This is a genomic window from Actinoplanes sp. M2I2, assembly GCF_023544445.1.
GTDB lineage: Bacteria > Actinomycetota > Actinomycetes > Mycobacteriales > Micromonosporaceae > Actinoplanes.
In genome coordinates this window covers 452,705-469,583 of record NZ_JALPVJ010000005.1, presented here as the reverse complement: position 1 = coordinate 469,583, position 16,879 = coordinate 452,705, and the positions used below count along the sequence as shown (strand labels likewise).

The following is a 16,879-nucleotide window of genomic DNA, read 5'->3' as shown; positions in this document are numbered from 1 at the left end:
GACCGCTCCGGAGAACAACCCGGACGGTCCAGCACCGAACCGAACGTGAGGGAGCCGGCCATCGTGGCCGGCTCCTTTCACGTCTGTGAGGTCGTCCGTATGCGGAAACTGGTCGCCGGTCTGCTCGCGGGCGCGTCGATGCTGATCGCCGCGCCGGCCCAGGGTGCCCCGATCCGTCCCACCGACCCGGCGTTCGCCGGCCAGTGGGGGGTCACCCGCACCGGCGTCGACCAGGCGTGGTCGTCCACCCGCGGCTCCTCCCGGGTGATCGTCGCGGTGGTCGACACCGGGGTGAGCCGGTTGCCCGACCTGGCCGGCCGTCTGCTGCCCGGCCGCGACTTCGCCAACCACGACGACGACCCGTCCGACGACAACGGGCACGGCACGATGGCCGCCACCGTGATCGCCGCGTCCGGCAACAACCGCACCGGGATCGCCGGCATCTGCTGGTACTGCCGGATCCTGCCGGTCAAGGTGCTGAACGCGAAGGGCGGCGGCAGCTACACCGACATCGCCCTGGGCATCCGCTACGCCGCCGACCGCGGCGCGTCGGTCATCAGCCTGTCGCTGGGCGGCTCGGACGACAGCCCGCTGCTGAGCGACGCCGTCGCCTACGCGGAGGGGAAGGGCGCCCTGGTCGTCGCCGCGGCCGGCAACCGCGGAGCCGCGACCCCGCACTACCCGGCCGCGATCCCGTCGGTCCTGGCGGTCGGCGGGGTCACCCCGTCCGGGAGCCGTTACGACTGGTCCAACCACGGCCCCTGGGTCGACGTCACCGCGCCCGGCTGCAACCCGGCCCAGGGCCCGACCGGCCTGGTCGCGCCGTACTGCGGCACCTCGTCGGCCACGCCGTTCGTGGCCGGGGTGGCCGGCCTGCTCGCCGCGACCGACCCCGCGCCCTCGGCCGCGCGGATCCGCGCCGCGCTGGTCGGAACCCGGTCACTTCCCTCCGGCCGCATCGACGTGCCCGCCGCGCTGCGGGCCCTGCCCGTCGACGGCGACGTCACCCGGCCGGCTGTCGCCTTCGGCGCCGTGGGCGCGCTCGTCCGGGGCCGGGTGACGATCACGGCCGCGGCGTCCGACCAGCACGGCGTCTCGCGGGTCCAGCTGTACGCGGGTGGCCGGTTGGTGGCCACGGACACCACCGCGCCGTACTCGTTCGCCTGGCAGTCCGCGCCGGACACGGCCACCGTCCAGCTGGAGCTGCGCGCCTACGACCGCCGCGGCAACCTGACCGTGGTGCGCCGCAGCGTGCGCGCCGACAATGCCGCGCCGGCGGTGCGGCTCGCGAAGTCCGGTCGTACGGTCACCGCCCGGGCCACCGACGCGTCCGGGGTGACCCGGCTGGAACTGGTGGTCGACGGCCGGGTCACGGTGCGCCGGGCCGGGTCGGTGAGCCGGTTCGCTGTGCCGGCGAGGGCGCGGAGCGTACAGGTCCGGGCGTACGACCGGGCCGGGAACCTGCGGGTCGCCAACGGTAAACTCGCCGGGTGAGTACTCCCCGCCCGGTCCTCGTCGTCGATTTCGGCGCCCAATACGCCCAGCTGATCGCCCGCCGTGTGCGGGAGGCGCGGGTCTATTCCGAGATCGTCCCGCACTCGATGCCGGTCGCCGAGATGCTGGCCAAGAACCCGGCCGCGATCATCCTCTCCGGCGGGCCGTCCAGCGTCTACGAGCCGGGCGCGCCCGTGCTCGACGCCGGGCTGTTCGACAACGAGGTCCCGGTCTTCGGCATCTGCTACGGCTTCCAGGCCATGGCCCAGGCGCTCGGCGGCACGGTGGCCCACACCGGCTCGCGGGAGTACGGCCGCACGATGCTGACCGCCCAGGGCGGCACGTTGCTGCGCGAGCTTCCCGACGACCTGCCGGTCTGGATGAGCCACGGCGACAGTGTCGCGGTCGCCCCGCAGGGTTTCGCGGTCACCGCGTCGACCCCGGGCGCCCCCGTGGCCGCCTTCGAAGACCTGACCGCCCGGCGGGCCGGTGTGCAGTTCCACCCCGAGGTGGCGCACACCCAGCAGGGGCAGCAGATGCTCGAGCGCTTCCTCTACGACATCGCGGGCCTCGAGCCCACCTGGACGCCCGACAACATCATCGACGACCAGGTGGCCGCGATCCGCGCCCAGGTCGGCGACAAGCAGGTGATCTGCGGCCTGTCCGGCGGCGTCGACTCGGCCGTCGCCGCGGCGCTCGTGCACAAGGCCATCGGCGACCAGCTGACCTGTGTCTTCGTCGACCACGGCCTGCTCCGGGCCGGCGAGGCCGAGCAGGTGGAGAAGGACTACGTCGCCGCCACCGGCATCCGGCTCAAGGTGGTCGAGGCGTCCGAGGTCTTCCTGGGTCACCTGGCCGGGGTCACCGACCCCGAGCAGAAGCGCAAGATCATCGGACGGGAGTTCATCCGCGCGTTCGAGGGCGCGGCCCGCGAGCTCGACGCCGAGCGGCACATCGAGTTCCTGGTGCAGGGCACGCTCTACCCCGACGTGGTCGAGTCCGGCGGCGGCACCGGCACGGCCAACATCAAGTCGCACCACAACGTGGGCGGCCTCCCCGACGACCTGCAGTTCGCGCTGATCGAGCCGCTGCGCACCCTCTTCAAGGACGAGGTGCGGGCGCTCGGCGCCGAACTGGGCCTGCCCGACGAGATGGTGCACCGCCACCCGTTCCCCGGTCCCGGCCTGGCGATCCGCATCATCGGCGCGGTCGACCGTGAGCGGCTCGACCTGCTGCGCGCGGCCGACCTGATCGCCCGCGAGGAGCTCACCGCGGCCGGTCTCGACCGCGACGTCTGGCAGTTCCCGGTGGTGCTGCTGGCCGACGTGCGCAGCGTCGGCGTCCAGGGTGACGGGCGCACCTACGGTCACCCGGTCGTGCTGCGGCCGGTCTCGAGCGAGGACGCGATGACCGCCGACTGGTCGCGCCTGCCCTACGAGACCATCGCCAAGATCTCGACCCGGATCACCAACGAGGTGCGCGACATCAACCGCGTCGTCCTCGACGTCACCAGCAAGCCGCCGGGCACCATCGAGTGGGAGTGAGCGGGGCGCCCCGTCTCGTCCCTCGTCCGGCCGCCTGAGCCCGTCGGGCGGCCGGTCGTCACGCTGCCGGGCGGCCCCAGGTCGGGTCGCTCGGGTCGCGCCAGACCGGGGCGACCGGCGTCTCCTCGGGCATCAGGAACCACATGAGCGGGTAGGCGATCAGCGCCGTGCCCACGGTGATCACCGCGAGCAGGGCGAAGGCCACCCGGACGAGCACCGGGTCGATGTCGAAGTAGCGGCCTACACCGCTGCACACCCCCGCGGCGAGGCGATCGTCGAGAGGCCGGCGGAGCTGCTTGTACGGCGCCTCTGAGCTGCCGTCGGAGAGCTGATTCATGTCTCCATGGTGGCCACGCAAGGCCCCCGGCGACCTCGGTGAGCCCCCGGATACCAACCCTGAGATAACCATTACCGCGTGTAGTGGATCACGAGCGCTTTGTGCAGGGAAGTGCTCTGATCAGCAATTACACTGCGCTAACCACCTGTCAGGAATCCGACAGACGTTTTCTGGAGTTCACATATTCCGGGCAGAATGCCGCCCTGTGACCCCCGCACTTGAACCGCTCCGCCGGATCGCCGCCTATGCCGTTGCCACCGACGACGACGGCCGCGTGCTGCTCGTCCGCGCCTCCAGCCGGTCCGGCACGCCGGGCGTCTGGTCGCTGCCCGGCGGCGCCGTCGACCACGGCGAAGACCCCAACCACACCGTCGTCCGCGAGACGGCCGCCGAAACCGGCCTCTCCGTCGCCGTCACCGGGCTCCGGGACGTGCTGGCCGACATGCGCTCGCTGCCGCACCGTGGCGTCACCATCCACACCGACCGCCTCATCTACACGGTGTCGCTGCGTGGCGGCACCCTGGTCGACCGGGTCGGGCACCCCACCGACCTGGCCCGCTGGCACACCCTCGAGGAGGCCGAGGGGCTCAAGCTGCGGCAGTTCACGGCGAACGCGCTCGGTCTGGGCAGCGCCTCGGCCGACCTGCGCCCCGAGCCGGCGCCCGAGTTCCCGTCCTTCTACGCCTACCCCGGGCCGGACGGGCTGCACCGCGCGCAGCGCTTCGCCGCGTACGCGATCGCAACCGACCCGCAGGACGCCTCGTTGTTGCTCACCCGCATCGCCCCGGGTTACCCCGGCGAGGGCCGCTGGCACCTGCCCGGCGGCGGCACCGACTACGGCGAGCAGCCCGGCACCGCGCTGATCCGCGAGCTCGTCGAGGAGACCGGTCAGGCCGGCCGGCTCATCGAGCTCCTCGGGGTGGCCAGCCACCGGGACGCGGCGTCGCTGGGCCCCGAGGGATACCCGATCGACTGGCACGGCGTACGGGCCTTCTATCGGGTGGTCGTCGACGACCCGACCGAGGTGGCCGTCAAGGATGTGGGCGGCTCCACCTCCGAGGCCCGGTGGGTCCCGGTCAAGCAGGTCGCCGACCTGTCCGAGGACGAGCTCACCGAGGTCACGGCCGAGGCCCTGCGAAAGGCGAGGCTAATCTAGGCCCGGTGAAGATCAGACGGGTCGGGGCGTACGGGATCTGCCGTGACGAGGCCGGGCGGGTGCTGCTCGCCCGGAACTCCGCGCTGAGCTCCTTCCCGGGCCTGTGGACGCTCCCCGGCGGCGGTGTCGAGCAGGGCGAGCACCCGGACGACGCCGTGGTGCGCGAGTTCGGCGAGGAGACCGGCCTTTCGGTACGCGTCGACGCGCTGCGCACCGTCACCGCCGATGTGTTCCGGCTGCCCACCGGCGAGCTCGAGCACACCGACCGGGCCATCTACGACGTGTCCGTGACCGGGGGAGCCCTCGTCTTCGAGACCGACGGCACCACTGAGCTGGTCGAATGGGTCCCGGACGACCGGCTGAACGAGCTGCCGTTGATGCCGTTCACCGCTGCTGTGCTGGGCCTTCCGGCCACAGAATCGGACAAACCGCATGCGGATGAGGAATTGCTGCGGCCGCGGCGGGTGCAGCGCTTCGGGGCGTACGCGGCGGCGACCGGCCCGGACGGCCGGTTGCTGCTCACCCGCATCGCCCCGGGCTATCCCGGCGCCGGCCGGTGGCACCTGCCCGGCGGCGGCACCGACCACGGCGAGACCCCCGAGGCGGCCCTGGCCCGCGAGCTGGTCGAGGAGACCTCGCAACACGGTCGGGTGACCGGGCTGCTCGGCATGTCCCACCGCCACGACCCGGCCGCGTTCGGCCCGGAGGGCGTGCCGATCGACTGGCATGTGATTCGTGTGCTGTTCAGGGTTTCGATCGACCTGCCGACGGAACCTGTAGTGACGGAGGAAGCGGGCGGATCCACCGCCGAGGCCGGCTGGTTCACGCTCGCCGAGGCCGGGCGGCTGGACCTGACCGAGTTGGCTGCCACCGCCGTAGCACGGGTCGAAGCGGAACAGGCGAGGTAAAATCGCCCGAGGGAGAGGTGAGACAACTGGCCTGTCCCGTCCGCCGTCTCAGACCCAACCAGCTGAGCGACACCGGCGGAGCGAACGGGCCACCGACGGCTGATTCGGCTTCTCGCCAAGGTCGACTCGCTGTGCGATGGTGTAACCCGCACATTTCCCCGGGCCCCGCGTGCGACGGGCTACCGGGCCGCCGCTCACCGTGATCACGGTGAGCCACCTGATCCCTGGAGGAAACACGTGCCGAGAACCCCTTGGCGCCGGCGTCGCTCGACGGATAGTCCCCGTCCCGCCGGTCGTCGTTGGGCAGGCCGGTTGCGCCGCGGCGGAACGATCGCGCGGCAAGCCCTGTTGGTGCGCGTGGGGCGCCGGGCCGATTCCGGCCGCGCCGCCACCGCGACCCGGGCCGAAGTCATCTACACCGGGGCCGAGCACAGCCGGGTCCACGGCCCGGCCGCGCCGCACCTCGCGATCCCCGCGCCGGTCGAGCAGCCCACCGAGGTGTCGCTGCTCCCCGGCGAGCACACCACCGCCCGGCGGCTGAGCTTCGCGCTCGTCCAGGGCTGCACGCTGGCCAGCCTGGCCCTCGGCCTGACCGCGATCTTCCTGGCCATGCACGGCGACGTGCAGCTCGCCGCCGCCTTCCTGGTCGCCTGCGTGGCCTTCGACGGCCTCGACGGCGCGCTCGCCCGCAAGCTGGGCGTGTCGAGCCCGTTCGGCGCCCAGATGGACTCGCTGGCCGACATGTGCTCGTTCGGCCTGGCCGCGCCGGTCGTGGTCTACGCCTCCCTGGCCCACTCGGTTCCCACGCCGGCCGCCGCGGTGGCCTGCATGCTGGTCGCCGCGTGCGCGGCGATCCGCCTGGCCCGCTTCAACGTCTCGCCCAAGGACGGCAAGTTCTTCAGCGGCGTCCCGACCACCCTGGTCGCCGCCGTACTGGCCGTCACCGTGCTGATCGACCTGCCGCTTCCCGGCCCGGTCCTGCTCGGCGGCGTGGCCCTGCTCGCCTTCGCCATGGTCTCGAGCTTCCCGTACGTCAAGATCGCCCGCCTCGTCCGGCTGCCCGCCTGGCTGTGGCTGGTCCCGATCGTCGGCGCCCTGGTCGACGCCCGGCTGACCTTCGTGCTGCTCGTCGCGGCCTACCTGTTCAGCGGCCCAGTCCTGTGGGTCCGCGCCCGGCGCGTCTGAGCCCGACAGCTCCGGCATCATCCGAGAGGCCGTCCCCACCGGGGACGGCCTCTCGCTTTGTCTCCGGCCGGCTGTGGTCCCGGCCGGATACAGGTCTCGGCCGGCTCTGGTCTCGGCCGGGTCTGGTCTCGGCCGGGTCTGGTCCCGGCCGGGTCTGGTCCCGGCCGAGCGTCGCTCCCGGCCGAGTGCTGTTCCTGGCCGAGTGCTGTTCCTGGCCGAGCGCTGTTCCTGGCCGAGCGCTGGTCCCCGCCGGCCTCTGGGTGCCGCTAAGCTTCGTCGCCGTGCGGGATCTGATGCTGCGGTTGTCCACCGACCGGGCGGCGGCGTCGGCCGAGCTGGTCGCCCTCGGCGCCGAGGCGGTGGCGCCGCTGATCGCGGAGCTGCTCGACGAGGCGTCGCCCGTCGACTGGGGCGACGCCGGCTCGGTGCTGCGAACCATCGGCCGGCCCGCCTTCGCGCCCCTGGCCGAGGCCATCGCCACCGCTCCCACCGACGAGACCCGGCGCCGCTGCGGCTGGGCCTTCGTCGGCTTCTCCGAGGAGCTGCTCGACGACTACATCGCCGCGCTGAGTCACCCGAGCGCGTACGTCCGTGAGGACGCCGCCCTGGGCATCCAGTACCGCGGCGAGAAGGGGATGCCGGCCGCGCCCGCGCTCCTCACCCTGCTCGACGATCCCGATGAGGACGTGCGGCAACGGGCCGTGTGGGCCTTCGCCGAGCTGGGCGAAGCCGCGCTCCCGCACCTGCGCCGGGTGCGCGCGCAGGGCCCGGGCCGTCGGCGGGCCGCCGCGCTGCGGGCCCTGGCCGAGGCCGGCGGCTTCGAGGCGCTGTCACCGGCCGACCAGGCGGCGATCGAGCGACTCATCCGGGTGAAGCTCACCGACGAGCCGATCGAGGGCGAGACGCCCTGCGGCCCCTGGCTCGCGCTGCCGACCGGCGATCAGACGGCCGTGCTGGAAGCGCTCGACCTGTCCTCGCCCCGTCCGGCGACCATGCGGCTGGGCCAGGCCGCCGCCGAATCGGCCACCCACCGCTCGGGCTCGCGGAGGCGGACGGTGGCGTTCGTGTCCCCGCGCCTGGACGGCTGGACGCTGGTCTTCGGGCCGTGGTCGCAGAGGTGGGAGAAGGAGCCGGACGCGGTACGCGAGCTCAGCGCCCGGTTCGGCCAGGCCCAGGCCTACTGGTACGACGCGCAGACCGGCGACTCGGGCTGGACCGTCGCCGAGCGTGGAGAGATCATCCGGCACTACAGCGAGTACGAGCCGGTGGTGGGGGAGCGGTTGCCCGTCGAGCAGACGATGCTGCTGCCCAACGAGATCTACGACGTGCCGGCCGAGGAGTGGGAGCGTGACCAGCCGGAGGTCTGCGACGCCCTCGTGGTGGCCGCCGCGCTGTCGGTCTCACCGGCGGCTCTCGGCCCCAGCACGGACGTGCGCGGGCACGGCGTGCTCGCCCTGACCCGGGCCGGCCGGGAATTCGGCCTCCCGACCGGTGCACTGCCCATCTGAGCTGACCTTTCGTGCCGGGCCGGCCAATCGTGCCGGGCCGCCAATCGTGCCGGGCTGAGAACCCGGGTCCAAGGCGAGCCTCGCAGGGCCGGCGAGCGGGAACCATCGCGTGCACCGGATTCCTGTCGCGGGACAGCCCGCCATTTCTTTCGGTGAACCCACCTCTGGTTCGGGTCAGCCCGCCTGTCCCGCGACCGTGATGTCTGCGAGCTTCGAAACAGACCCGGTCACCGAGGAGCCCAGATCCACCCGCTGCTCACGGCGGGCTACCGGGTGATCGCCTACGACCGTCGCGGTTCCGGGCGATCCGCCCGGCCGGCCGGCGCCTTCCTCGACCGATAGCCGTTCCCTCGTACGCGAACGACCGCATCCACCAGAAAGGCAAGCGCATGCCGACAGTCACGACACCGGACGGAACCGAAATCTTCTTCAAGGACTGGGGCAGCGGGCAGCCCGTCGTCTTCAGCCACGGCTGGCCCCTGACCGCGGACGCCTGGGACGGCTCCGCGAACTTCGTCGCCGGCCACGGGTTCCGGGCCGTCGCCCACGACCGGCGCGGTGGGGGACGCTCGAGCCAGCCGTGGGAGGGAAATGACCTCGACCACTACGCCGACGACCTGGCCGCCGTCATCGAGCACCTCGACCTGCACGACATCATCCTGGTCGGGCACTCCACCGGCGGGGGTGAAGTCACCCGCTACGTCGGACGTCACGGAACCTCCCGGGTCGCCAAGATGGTCCTGCTCGGCGCCATCCCGCCGCTGATGCTCAAGACCCCCGCCAACCCGGAAGGGCTACCGATCCAGCCGTTCAACGAGATCCGCGAGGCCGTGCTCGCCGATCGGTCGCAGTACTACCGTGATCTGGCCTTTCCGTTCTATGGAGCCAATCGGCCGGGGTCGACCGTGAGTCAAGGGGCCCATGACGCGTTCTGGCTGATGTCCATGTCGGTCGGTATCAAGAGCGCCTACGACTGCGTCAAGGCATTCTCCGAGACGGACCTCACGGAAGACCTCAAGAAGATCGACGTGCCGACTCTGATCCTGCACGGTGACGACGACCAGATCGTGCCGATCCAGGCGTCGGCGCTGAAGTCCTCGAAGATTGTCGCCAACTCGACACTCAAGATCTACCCGGGTGCTCCGCACGGCCTCACCGGCGCCCACGAGCAGGAGTTCAACAAGGACCTGCTCGGCTTCATCACCAGCTGACACGTCGGCGGCGGGCGACCCACCGATGCTCGCCGGGCTCACGTCCGAGGAAACGAGTCACCGCCGGACCGAAGGCATCCGGCGGTGACGATGCCTTCGACTCGAGGCCACCGGCGTGCATGCGGCGGATCTGTCGTCCTCGTGGTCATGGCCGGCCGAAGAACGCCGACCTGATCCGCATCGACAGATCAAGGGATGGTGGAACATGTCCCGCCCGCGCCCGGCCGTCACCGCGTGTGGCGGCGACGGCCGGACCCGGCGGGCGTCGAGGTCGGGGTCAGCCGCAGCCGGGGTCAGAGCCAGCGGGCGATGACCGACGAGCCGCCGATGACCTTGTCGTTGACGCTGACCAGCGGCTCGGCGCGGTCGGCGGGCAGGTAGACGTCGGTGCGTGAGCCGAAGCGGATCAGGCCCATCCGTTCGCCGCGGGCCACCAGCGTGCCCACCGGGACGCGCTGCACGATGCGGCGGGCGATCAGGCCCGTCCGCTGGGCCACCGCGACGGTGCCGTGCTCGGTGTCGAGCACCGTGTAGGCCGCCACGTTGTGCTCGGCCGCGGCCGTCATCGCGTTCGCGTAGCCGCCGTCCTCGACGAAGTAGTCGGACACGCGGCCGGCCACCGGCACCCGGTTGACGTGCACGTCGAGCACCGACAGGAACACCGCGATGCGCAGGAACTCGCCCGGCCCGAAGCGATCGTCGGTCATCCGCTCGATCGACAGCACCCGCCCGTCGGCCGCGGCCACGACCGCGGCCGGGTCGTCCGGCAGCTCGCGCTCCGGGTCGCGGAAGAACGCCGCGACCGGCGCCGCGGCCAGCGCGGGCAGCAGCCACAGCTTGGATTTCGGCCGGGCCAGGCGGGCCGCGGCGGCCAGGCCGAGGGCGATGCCCGCGGCGGCCACGCCGTTCGAGTCGATGTGCATGCCGCGGGTGACCGGGACGCTGGACGGGCGGTGGACCGGGGCCAGCGTGGCGGCGACGCGGGGGTCGGCCGGCGTGAAGCGCAGTTTGTGCACGCGCAGCGGCGGCTGGTTGCGCACCACCAGGTCGGAGCCGACGCCGAAGAGCGCGCCCTGCCGGAACAGCTCGGCCGCGGCCCCGCCCGTACGGCCCGGCGTGGCCGGAACCGCGACGGTGACGACGGCGCCGTCGGCGAGGTGCTTGCCGAGCCGGTCGAGCAGGTCGCGCACATCGCCGGCGGTGCCGGTCACGGGCTCACCGACGATCACCACGTCGGCCGGCTCGGCCTCGTCGAGCGACTCGACCACGTGCACCCGGTCGGCGATCCAGCTGCCGAGCCCGTCGATGTGGTCGCGCAGCAGGTCGGCTGTGCTGCGCTCGCCGGCCACCAGGGTGAGGCGGTCGCCGGGCAGCAGGGCCTCGACCGCGCTGGCGACCACGGGGGAGGCGTGGTCGGCGCCGAACACGATCGCGGACGTGGCCGCGTTGTGCCGGGCGAACTCGGCGGTCAGGGCGCGGGCAGCCGTGACGCCGACTCCCACGATCGGCGCACGGGACACGACGGGAAAGGCAGTCATGCCGACGAGCATATTGCGCGGCCCGTCCTATTCGCTGCGCGGCCGCTCGGAGTGAGGCACGCCGGGGTGATCCTGGGCGAAGCGGTCGGCCGGGTCGTCCAGCAGTTCGCGGACGATCGAGGCGTGCACCTCGGGCGTGAGGTCACCGGGCAGTTCCGGCTCGGCCGGTTGCTCGGCCGCCGGGGCCGGGGCGGGCGTCCCGCGGGCCGACCGCAGCGCGCCCAGCAGGCCGAGCACGCCGAAGACGATCAGTCCGCCGGCCACCAGCCAGCCCACCGCGGGCAGGTGGACGGTCACCACGCGGGTCACCGCCCACCAGGCGACGACCAGCAGGAACAGCACGCCGAAGCTGAGCGAGACGCCATCGGTGCGATGCGGCCTCATCGGTGTACCTCCAGGTTGCCCTTGTCCAGCTGCAGGTCGAGCTTGAGCGTGCCACCACCGGCGCCGTCCGGCCCGAGGTCGGTCAGGTTCTGCCCGGCGATGTCGCGGCCGTTGAACTCCTGGTCGAAGATCACCGCCCGGCCGTCCTGGAGCTGGACGACCGTGGTCGTGTCCACCCTCTCGGGCAGCAGCACCCGCACCTGTCCGTATTTCATCGTCACGGTGACGTTCTGCTCCTGGTTGGCGAAGTCGACCTGACGCAGGTCGAGCGTGGCGTTGCCGGCCGTGAAGTCGTACCGGTCGGCGACCGCGGCCAGCGTGGCGGGCCGGTAGACGCTGTTGCCGACCTCGCTGCCCCACCGCTCGGCGCCGGTCGAGATCAGCAGGCCGATCGTGGCCAGCAGACCCAGCGCGATCAGGCCGCGGGACCGGCCGAGCCAGGCGCCGACGATCAGACCGAGCCCGATGGTGACCAGCGCGCCGGCGAAGTAGACCGAGACGGCGAGGCCGGCCCCCGCCATGTCGATCGCGGCCAGCACGCCGACCACCATGATCAGGGCGAAGAACGTCAGGCGGCCCAGCTTGGAGCGCTCACGGGGCGGCTTCGGCGGTTTCGGCAGCCGGGGCGCCGGCGGCGCGGGCGGCTGGGCGACCGACGTGGGCCGGGCGTACGGGCCGTGCGGCGCGAACGGCGGGCGGTAGCCGCCGGCCGGTGGCGCGTACGGCGGTGGAGTGGGCGGCATCGGCGAGGCCGGCGGGACGATCGGTTCGGTCAGCGGCTCGGCGGGCGATGCGGTCGCGGCCGCCGGCGCCGTGGTGGCCGGGACGGCGCCGAACGGGGCCGTCGGGTCGAACGCGCCGGGCTCGAACGGCCCGGGCGGCGGCTTGGCCGGCTGGGCCGGAAAAGCCTGGGTGGAAGGCTCAGCCGAGAAGGGCTGGGCCGGCGAAGCCTGGGCCGCGGAGAACGAGGTGGACTGCTCCTGATGCCCCCCGCCGCGCTTGATGAGCAGGACGGCGCCCAGGATGACCGCGCAGGCCAGCAGGCTGGCGCGCATGCCGTCCTGCACGACGAAGGCGAAGGACAGGACGGCTGCGCCGCCGAGCAGCACCACCGAGACCGGCGCCATGCCCGATCGGCCCTTGCCGAGCAGCGACTCGATCGGCGACGCGGTGTCGCCCTCGGCCGGGATGACCAGCCAGGCGATCAGGTAGAGGAGCACGCCGACGCCGCTGATCACGCCGAGCACGGCGAAGAGGACCCGCCAGAGCACGGGGTCGGTGTTCGTCGCGCGGGCCAGGGCGCCGCACACGCCGGCCAGGTAGCGGCCCTGGCGGGAGCGGACGAGCTTGTCGCGCGAGAACGTCGGCCCGGATCCCGGCCCGCCGGCGGCCGGCGCCTGGAACCAGGGCGGCGGGTTGAACCCCGCGCTCGGACCGGGGCCGGGCTCAGTGGCGGGGCCGGGTTCAGTGGCGGGGCCGGGTTCAGTGGCGGGGCCGGGTTCAGTGGCGGGGCCGGGCTCAGTAGCGGGACCGGGTTCGCTCGTCGGCGCGGAAGTCGCCGGCGAGGCGGTGGTGTCGGCGGCGGACGCCGGCACGTCCCCCGACGGACCGGACGGACCCCGCGCTGCGGCAGCTTCGTCGTTCATGACACCGATCCTCGCCCGCTGGGCACCCGAACCGCCTCGGGCGGCGACCCTGAGGCCACCCTGAGATCCGGGGGCCCGATACCTGGGGGAGTTCCCCGTGGCCCGGGCCGCCCGAACGTGTGACGATCGGAGGACACAAGTCGAGGAGGAGCCATCACCGCCGCCGCCACCCCACCCCCGCGCCGCCTGTACCGGCCGCGCGACCACCGCATCATCGCGGGAGTCGCGTCCGGGCTGGCGCAGCACCTGGGTGTGCCCGTGCTGGTCGTGCGCATCGCGCTGGTGGTCCTGCTGGGCTTCAACGGTCTCGGCCTCCTTCTCTACGCCGCGTTCTGGGCCGTGCTGCCCCAGCAGATCGTCACCGCCGATCCGCCCCAGCGCCGTGACCGGGCCATGCTGCTGCCGTTCGCGGCCATCGGCCTCGGCGTGGTGCTGTTGCAGGCCCTGGTCTTCAAGGACAACGTCGCCGGCACGGTCGGCTGGCTCATCGCGGTGGTCGCGGTCGGCGCCGGCATCATCTGGCACCAGTCCGATCCGACCCGCCGCACCCTGGGCGGCGTGGTGCCGCAGCAGCCGTGGCTCGCGGCCGTGGTCGCCGAGAGCGACCGGCGCTTCTTCCTGTTCCGCTTCATCGGCGGCGGGGTCCTGGTCGCCACCGGCATCATCGGTGTCGTCGCCGTCTACGCCCCCGCCGGCAGCCTCAGCGCCGTGGTCAACGGCGTCATCTTCGCGCTGGTCGGCCTGCTCGGGGTCGGGGTGGTGGCCGCGCCGCTGCTGTGGCGCATGTTCAACCAGTTGCGGGCCGAGCGCGAGGGCCGCATCCGCGAGCAGGAGCGGGCCGAGCTGGCCGCCATGATCCACGACCAGGTGCTGCACACGCTGGCCCTCATCCAGCGCAACTCGGCCGACATCAAAGAGGTGCAGCGGCTGGCCCGTGGTCAGGAGCGCAGCCTGCGCAACTGGCTCTACAAGCCGAGCGCCTCGCCGACCGAACGGTTCGCCGCCGCTCTCGAGCAGGCCGCCGCCGAGGTCGAGGACACGTACGCGATCACCGTCGAGACCGTGGTGGTCGGCGACACCGAGTGCGACGACCGGGTCGCCGCCCTGGTCGCGGCCGCCCGGGAGGCGCTGGTCAACGCGGCCCGTCATGCCGGCGTCCAGACGGTGTCGCTCTACGCCGAGGTCGAGCAGGGAGAGTCTTCAGTCGGGTCAGGGGCGGTGGCGGGGCGGTCGGACGGGGAGTTGAGCGTGTTCGTGCGCGACCGCGGCGCCGGTTTCGAGCTGTCCGGCGTGCAGGAGTCGCGGCACGGCGTGCGAGGCTCCATCATCGGGCGCATGCAGCGCCACGGAGGCAAGGCAGAGATCCGCAGCGCTCCCGGCGACGGGACCGAGGTCCGGCTGACGCTCCCCGCGTCGCGGGACAGCGTGGCGGCCCAGAAGGAGGCAGCACGATGACCGAGCCCCAGGAGCAACCGGGCGACGAGGCCGCTCGGCGGCTCACCGTCTTCCTGGTCGACGACCACGCGATGTTCCGGGCCGGCGTCCGCGCCGAGCTCGGCGCCCACGTGGAGGTGGTCGGCGAGGCCAGCTCGGTGGCCGAGGCGGTCAGCCGGATCGCCGCCATCGAGCCCGACGTGGTGCTGCTCGACGTGCACATGCCCGACGGCGGCGGCCGCGCGGTGCTGGACGCGATGCGCCGCACCCACCCGCACGTACGTTTCCTGGCGCTCTCCGTGTCCGACGCCGCCGAGGACGTGATCGGCCTGATCCGGGCCGGCGCCCGCGGCTACGTCACCAAGACGATCTCGCCCGACGAGCTGGCCGCGGCGATCCGGCGGGTGGCCGACGGCGACGCGGTGTTCAGCCCGCGGCTGGCCGGCTTCGTGCTCGACGCCTTCGCCTCGCGGCCCGACGTGCCGGTCGCCGACCCCGAGCTCGACCAGCTCACCAACCGCGAGCGTGAGGTCCTGCGCCTGCTCGCGCGCGGTTATGCGTACAAAGAGATCGCCAAGGAACTTTTCATCTCTATCAAGACTGTGGAGACACACGTCTCGAACGTCTTACGGAAGCTGCAAATGAGCAACCGTTACGAATTGTCACGATGGGCGGCCGATAGACGCCTCGTCTGAACGTTCATAAAGGCGTCGCTGCGGTGGGTCGCCAACCGCGCACCGACCGCCATTGTTCCAGCTCAGGGGTTTGTGCCAGGGCAAAAAAAAGGGGCTTGGCAAATATCGGCTTGATAACGGGGGCTTGGCAGTCGTTGGCTCTGTGTCACAGTTGCTGCGTCTCACACGACCCCCGTGAGCGCCCCTGAAGGAGGCACCCCCCACATGCCTGGGAAAAGCCCGTGGAAGATGGCGGCCTCCCTGGCCGCCATCGCCTTGGTGGCGGCCGGTTGCAGCGGTAGTACCTCGGAAGACACCGAAACTCTGCCGAACAGCATCAGCATCGGCATCATCGAGCCGTCGAGCCTGATCCCGTCGAACTCGACGGAGGCGAACGCCTCGCAGGTGCTCGCGTCGCTCTTCTACCCGCTCGTACGGTTCGACGCCCGGAACACCCCGTACCCGGTCGCCGCGCAGTCGATCACGCACGACAAGGCCAACCGGGTGTGGACCGTCCGGCTCAAGCCGGGCTTCACCTTCAGCAACGGCGAGCCGGTCACGGCCGACAACTACCTGAACGCCTGGAACTACGGCGCCTACGGGCCGAACGCCCAGCTCGCGTCGTACTTCTACGGCCGGATCGACGGCTTCGCCGACCTGCAGTCGGAGGATCCCGACGGCACCGGGCCCGAGAAGGCGCCCGAGCCCAAGGCCAAGAAGCTGCGCGGGCTCAAGAAGGTCAACGACCTGACGTTCACGGTCACCCTCTCCGAGAGCTTCGCCGGGTGGCAGTCCGTCATGGGCTACGACGCCTTCTATCCGCTGCCCAAGGCGGCCTTCTCCGGCGACGGGGTGCTCAACAAGGATTTCGGTGAGGCGCCGATCGGCAACGGCCCCTTCAAGGTCAAGGGCAAGTGGAGCCACGACGAGAAGATCGTCGTCGAGCAGGTCCCCGACTTCAAGGGCACGGTCCCCAAGATCGCGGGCATCACCTGGAAGATCTATCAGGATCTGGGCGCGCAGTACGCCGACCTGATCGCCGGCAACCTCGACGTCGAGACCAAGCTCCCGATCGAGAGCCTGGGCTCGGCCTCCGGTGACCTCGGCGCCCGCCTCGGCAAGACGCCCAGCTCGTCCTTCTCGTTCATGGGCTTCCCGCTGTACGAGGACAAGTGGAAGAACCCGGACGTGCGTCGCGCGCTCTCCATGGCGATCAACCGCGAGGAGATGACCGACCAGGTCTTCCTCGGCTCCGAGACGCCGGCCAAGTCGTTCGTCTCGCCGGTCGTGCAGGGCGCGCGGCCGAACAGCTGCGGCCAGTGGTGCGAATACAACCCGACCAGGGCCCGGCAGCTGTACACCGCCGCGAAGGGTCCCCGGGACATCAAGATCGGGTACAACTCGGACGGCGGCCACAAGGCCTGGATCGACGCCATGTGCAACCAGATCAAGGGGTCCCTGGGCGTCAACTGCACCGGTGCGCCGCAGCCGAAGCTCAAGGTGCTGCTCGACAAGGTGCGCGCGGGGGAGGACGTCGGCCTGATCCGCCTCGGCTGGACGATGGACTACCCGCTCATGGAGAGCTACCTGGGCCCGCTCTACACCACCGACGGCTCGTCGAACTACTACGGCTACAAGAACAGCACGTACGACAGCCTGGTCCGCCAGGGCTCGGCCGCGCCGACCACCGCGCAGTCCGAGAAGCTGTGGCGGGAGGCGGAGGACCTGCTCGTGCGGGACATGCCCGTGCTGCCGCTGCGGTTCGGGCAGAACGTCTTCGGCTACTCCGACCGGGTCACCGACGTGACCATGGACCTGTACCAGAAGGTCGACATCTACTCGATCGACATCGCCAGCTGA

General features: G+C 71.9%; 14 protein-coding genes. 10 read left to right on the top strand and 4 right to left on the bottom strand.

Translation table 11 applies throughout. From position 1 onward, the window contains the following. The first annotated feature begins 99 nt into the window (after positions 1–99). Both HJC40_RS13140 and guaA read left to right on the top strand, forming a co-directional pair. The gene (locus HJC40_RS13140; RefSeq protein ID WP_250001239.1) at positions 100–1,494 is read left to right on the top strand and encodes a S8 family serine peptidase; all 1,395 of its coding nucleotides are present in this window, start codon (positions 100–102) and stop codon (positions 1,492–1,494) included. Then, positions 1,491–3,038: a glutamine-hydrolyzing GMP synthase gene (gene guaA, locus HJC40_RS13135; RefSeq protein WP_250001237.1), complete on the top strand. Its 1,548-nt coding sequence runs from the start codon at positions 1,491–1,493 to the stop codon at positions 3,036–3,038. Before HJC40_RS13140 ends, guaA begins: the two co-directional genes overlap by 4 nt. Positions 3,039–3,096: 58 nt before the next feature. Here guaA and HJC40_RS13130 read toward each other — a convergent pair whose 3' ends face one another. Continuing rightward, complete coding sequence (locus HJC40_RS13130) at positions 3,097–3,375, bottom strand: PspC domain-containing protein (RefSeq protein ID WP_250001235.1); 279 nt, start codon at positions 3,373–3,375, stop codon at positions 3,097–3,099. A gap of 205 nt (positions 3,376–3,580) precedes the next feature. Between HJC40_RS13130 and HJC40_RS13125 the strand changes: the two genes are divergently transcribed. The 5 genes from HJC40_RS13125 to HJC40_RS13100 all read left to right on the top strand — a co-directional run bounded on the left by HJC40_RS13125 (position 3,581) and on the right by HJC40_RS13100 (position 9,343). Beyond that, positions 3,581–4,531, top strand: coding sequence for an NUDIX hydrolase (locus HJC40_RS13125; protein ID WP_250001233.1), 951 nt, complete (start codon positions 3,581–3,583; stop codon positions 4,529–4,531). A gap of 5 nt (positions 4,532–4,536) precedes the next feature. After that, entirely contained in the window at positions 4,537–5,439 is a 903-nt protein-coding gene (locus HJC40_RS45225) for an NUDIX domain-containing protein (RefSeq protein WP_308200891.1), read from the top strand. Positions 5,440–5,676: 237 nt separating this feature from the next. After that, on the top strand, positions 5,677–6,624 hold the full coding sequence (locus HJC40_RS13110; RefSeq protein ID WP_374271685.1) for a phosphatidylcholine/phosphatidylserine synthase: 948 nt from the start codon (positions 5,677–5,679) through the stop codon (positions 6,622–6,624). Positions 6,625–6,905: 281 nt separating this feature from the next. Continuing rightward, positions 6,906–8,132: a HEAT repeat domain-containing protein gene (locus tag HJC40_RS13105; protein ID WP_250001229.1), complete on the top strand. Its 1,227-nt coding sequence runs from the start codon at positions 6,906–6,908 to the stop codon at positions 8,130–8,132. Positions 8,133–8,521: 389 nt separating this feature from the next. Beyond that, positions 8,522–9,343, top strand: coding sequence for an alpha/beta fold hydrolase (locus HJC40_RS13100; protein ID WP_250001227.1), 822 nt, complete (start codon positions 8,522–8,524; stop codon positions 9,341–9,343). Between the two features lie 293 nt (positions 9,344–9,636). Here HJC40_RS13100 and HJC40_RS13095 read toward each other — a convergent pair whose 3' ends face one another. Genes HJC40_RS13095 through HJC40_RS13085 form a run of 3 tightly spaced genes read right to left on the bottom strand, consistent with a single transcriptional unit; the run spans position 9,637 to position 12,911 of the window. Beyond that, positions 9,637–10,881 carry a phosphatidylserine decarboxylase gene (locus HJC40_RS13095; RefSeq protein ID WP_250001226.1) on the bottom strand — a complete coding sequence of 415 codons (1,245 nt, stop codon included), beginning with the start codon at positions 10,879–10,881 and terminating at the stop codon, positions 9,637–9,639. A gap of 27 nt (positions 10,882–10,908) precedes the next feature. Next, complete coding sequence (locus tag HJC40_RS13090) at positions 10,909–11,265, bottom strand: hypothetical protein (RefSeq protein ID WP_250001225.1); 357 nt, start codon at positions 11,263–11,265, stop codon at positions 10,909–10,911. Continuing rightward, positions 11,262–12,911, bottom strand: a complete 1,650-nt coding sequence (locus HJC40_RS13085) for a PspC domain-containing protein (RefSeq protein ID WP_284043047.1) — start codon at positions 12,909–12,911, stop codon at positions 11,262–11,264. Before HJC40_RS13085 ends, HJC40_RS13090 begins: the two co-directional genes overlap by 4 nt. A 186-nt stretch (positions 12,912–13,097) precedes the next feature. On the opposite strand from HJC40_RS13085, the gene HJC40_RS13080 reads away from it, so the two are divergent. The 3 genes from HJC40_RS13080 to HJC40_RS13070 all read left to right on the top strand — a co-directional run bounded on the left by HJC40_RS13080 (position 13,098) and on the right by HJC40_RS13070 (position 16,879). Continuing rightward, positions 13,098–14,366, top strand: coding sequence for an ATP-binding protein (locus tag HJC40_RS13080; RefSeq protein ID WP_284043144.1), 1,269 nt, complete (start codon positions 13,098–13,100; stop codon positions 14,364–14,366). After that, on the top strand, positions 14,363–15,040 hold the full coding sequence (locus HJC40_RS13075; RefSeq protein WP_250001224.1) for a response regulator transcription factor: 678 nt from the start codon (positions 14,363–14,365) through the stop codon (positions 15,038–15,040). Before HJC40_RS13080 ends, HJC40_RS13075 begins: the two co-directional genes overlap by 4 nt. A gap of 204 nt (positions 15,041–15,244) precedes the next feature. Then, on the top strand, positions 15,245–16,879 hold the full coding sequence (locus HJC40_RS13070) for an ABC transporter substrate-binding protein (RefSeq protein ID WP_250001223.1): 1,635 nt from the start codon (positions 15,245–15,247) through the stop codon (positions 16,877–16,879).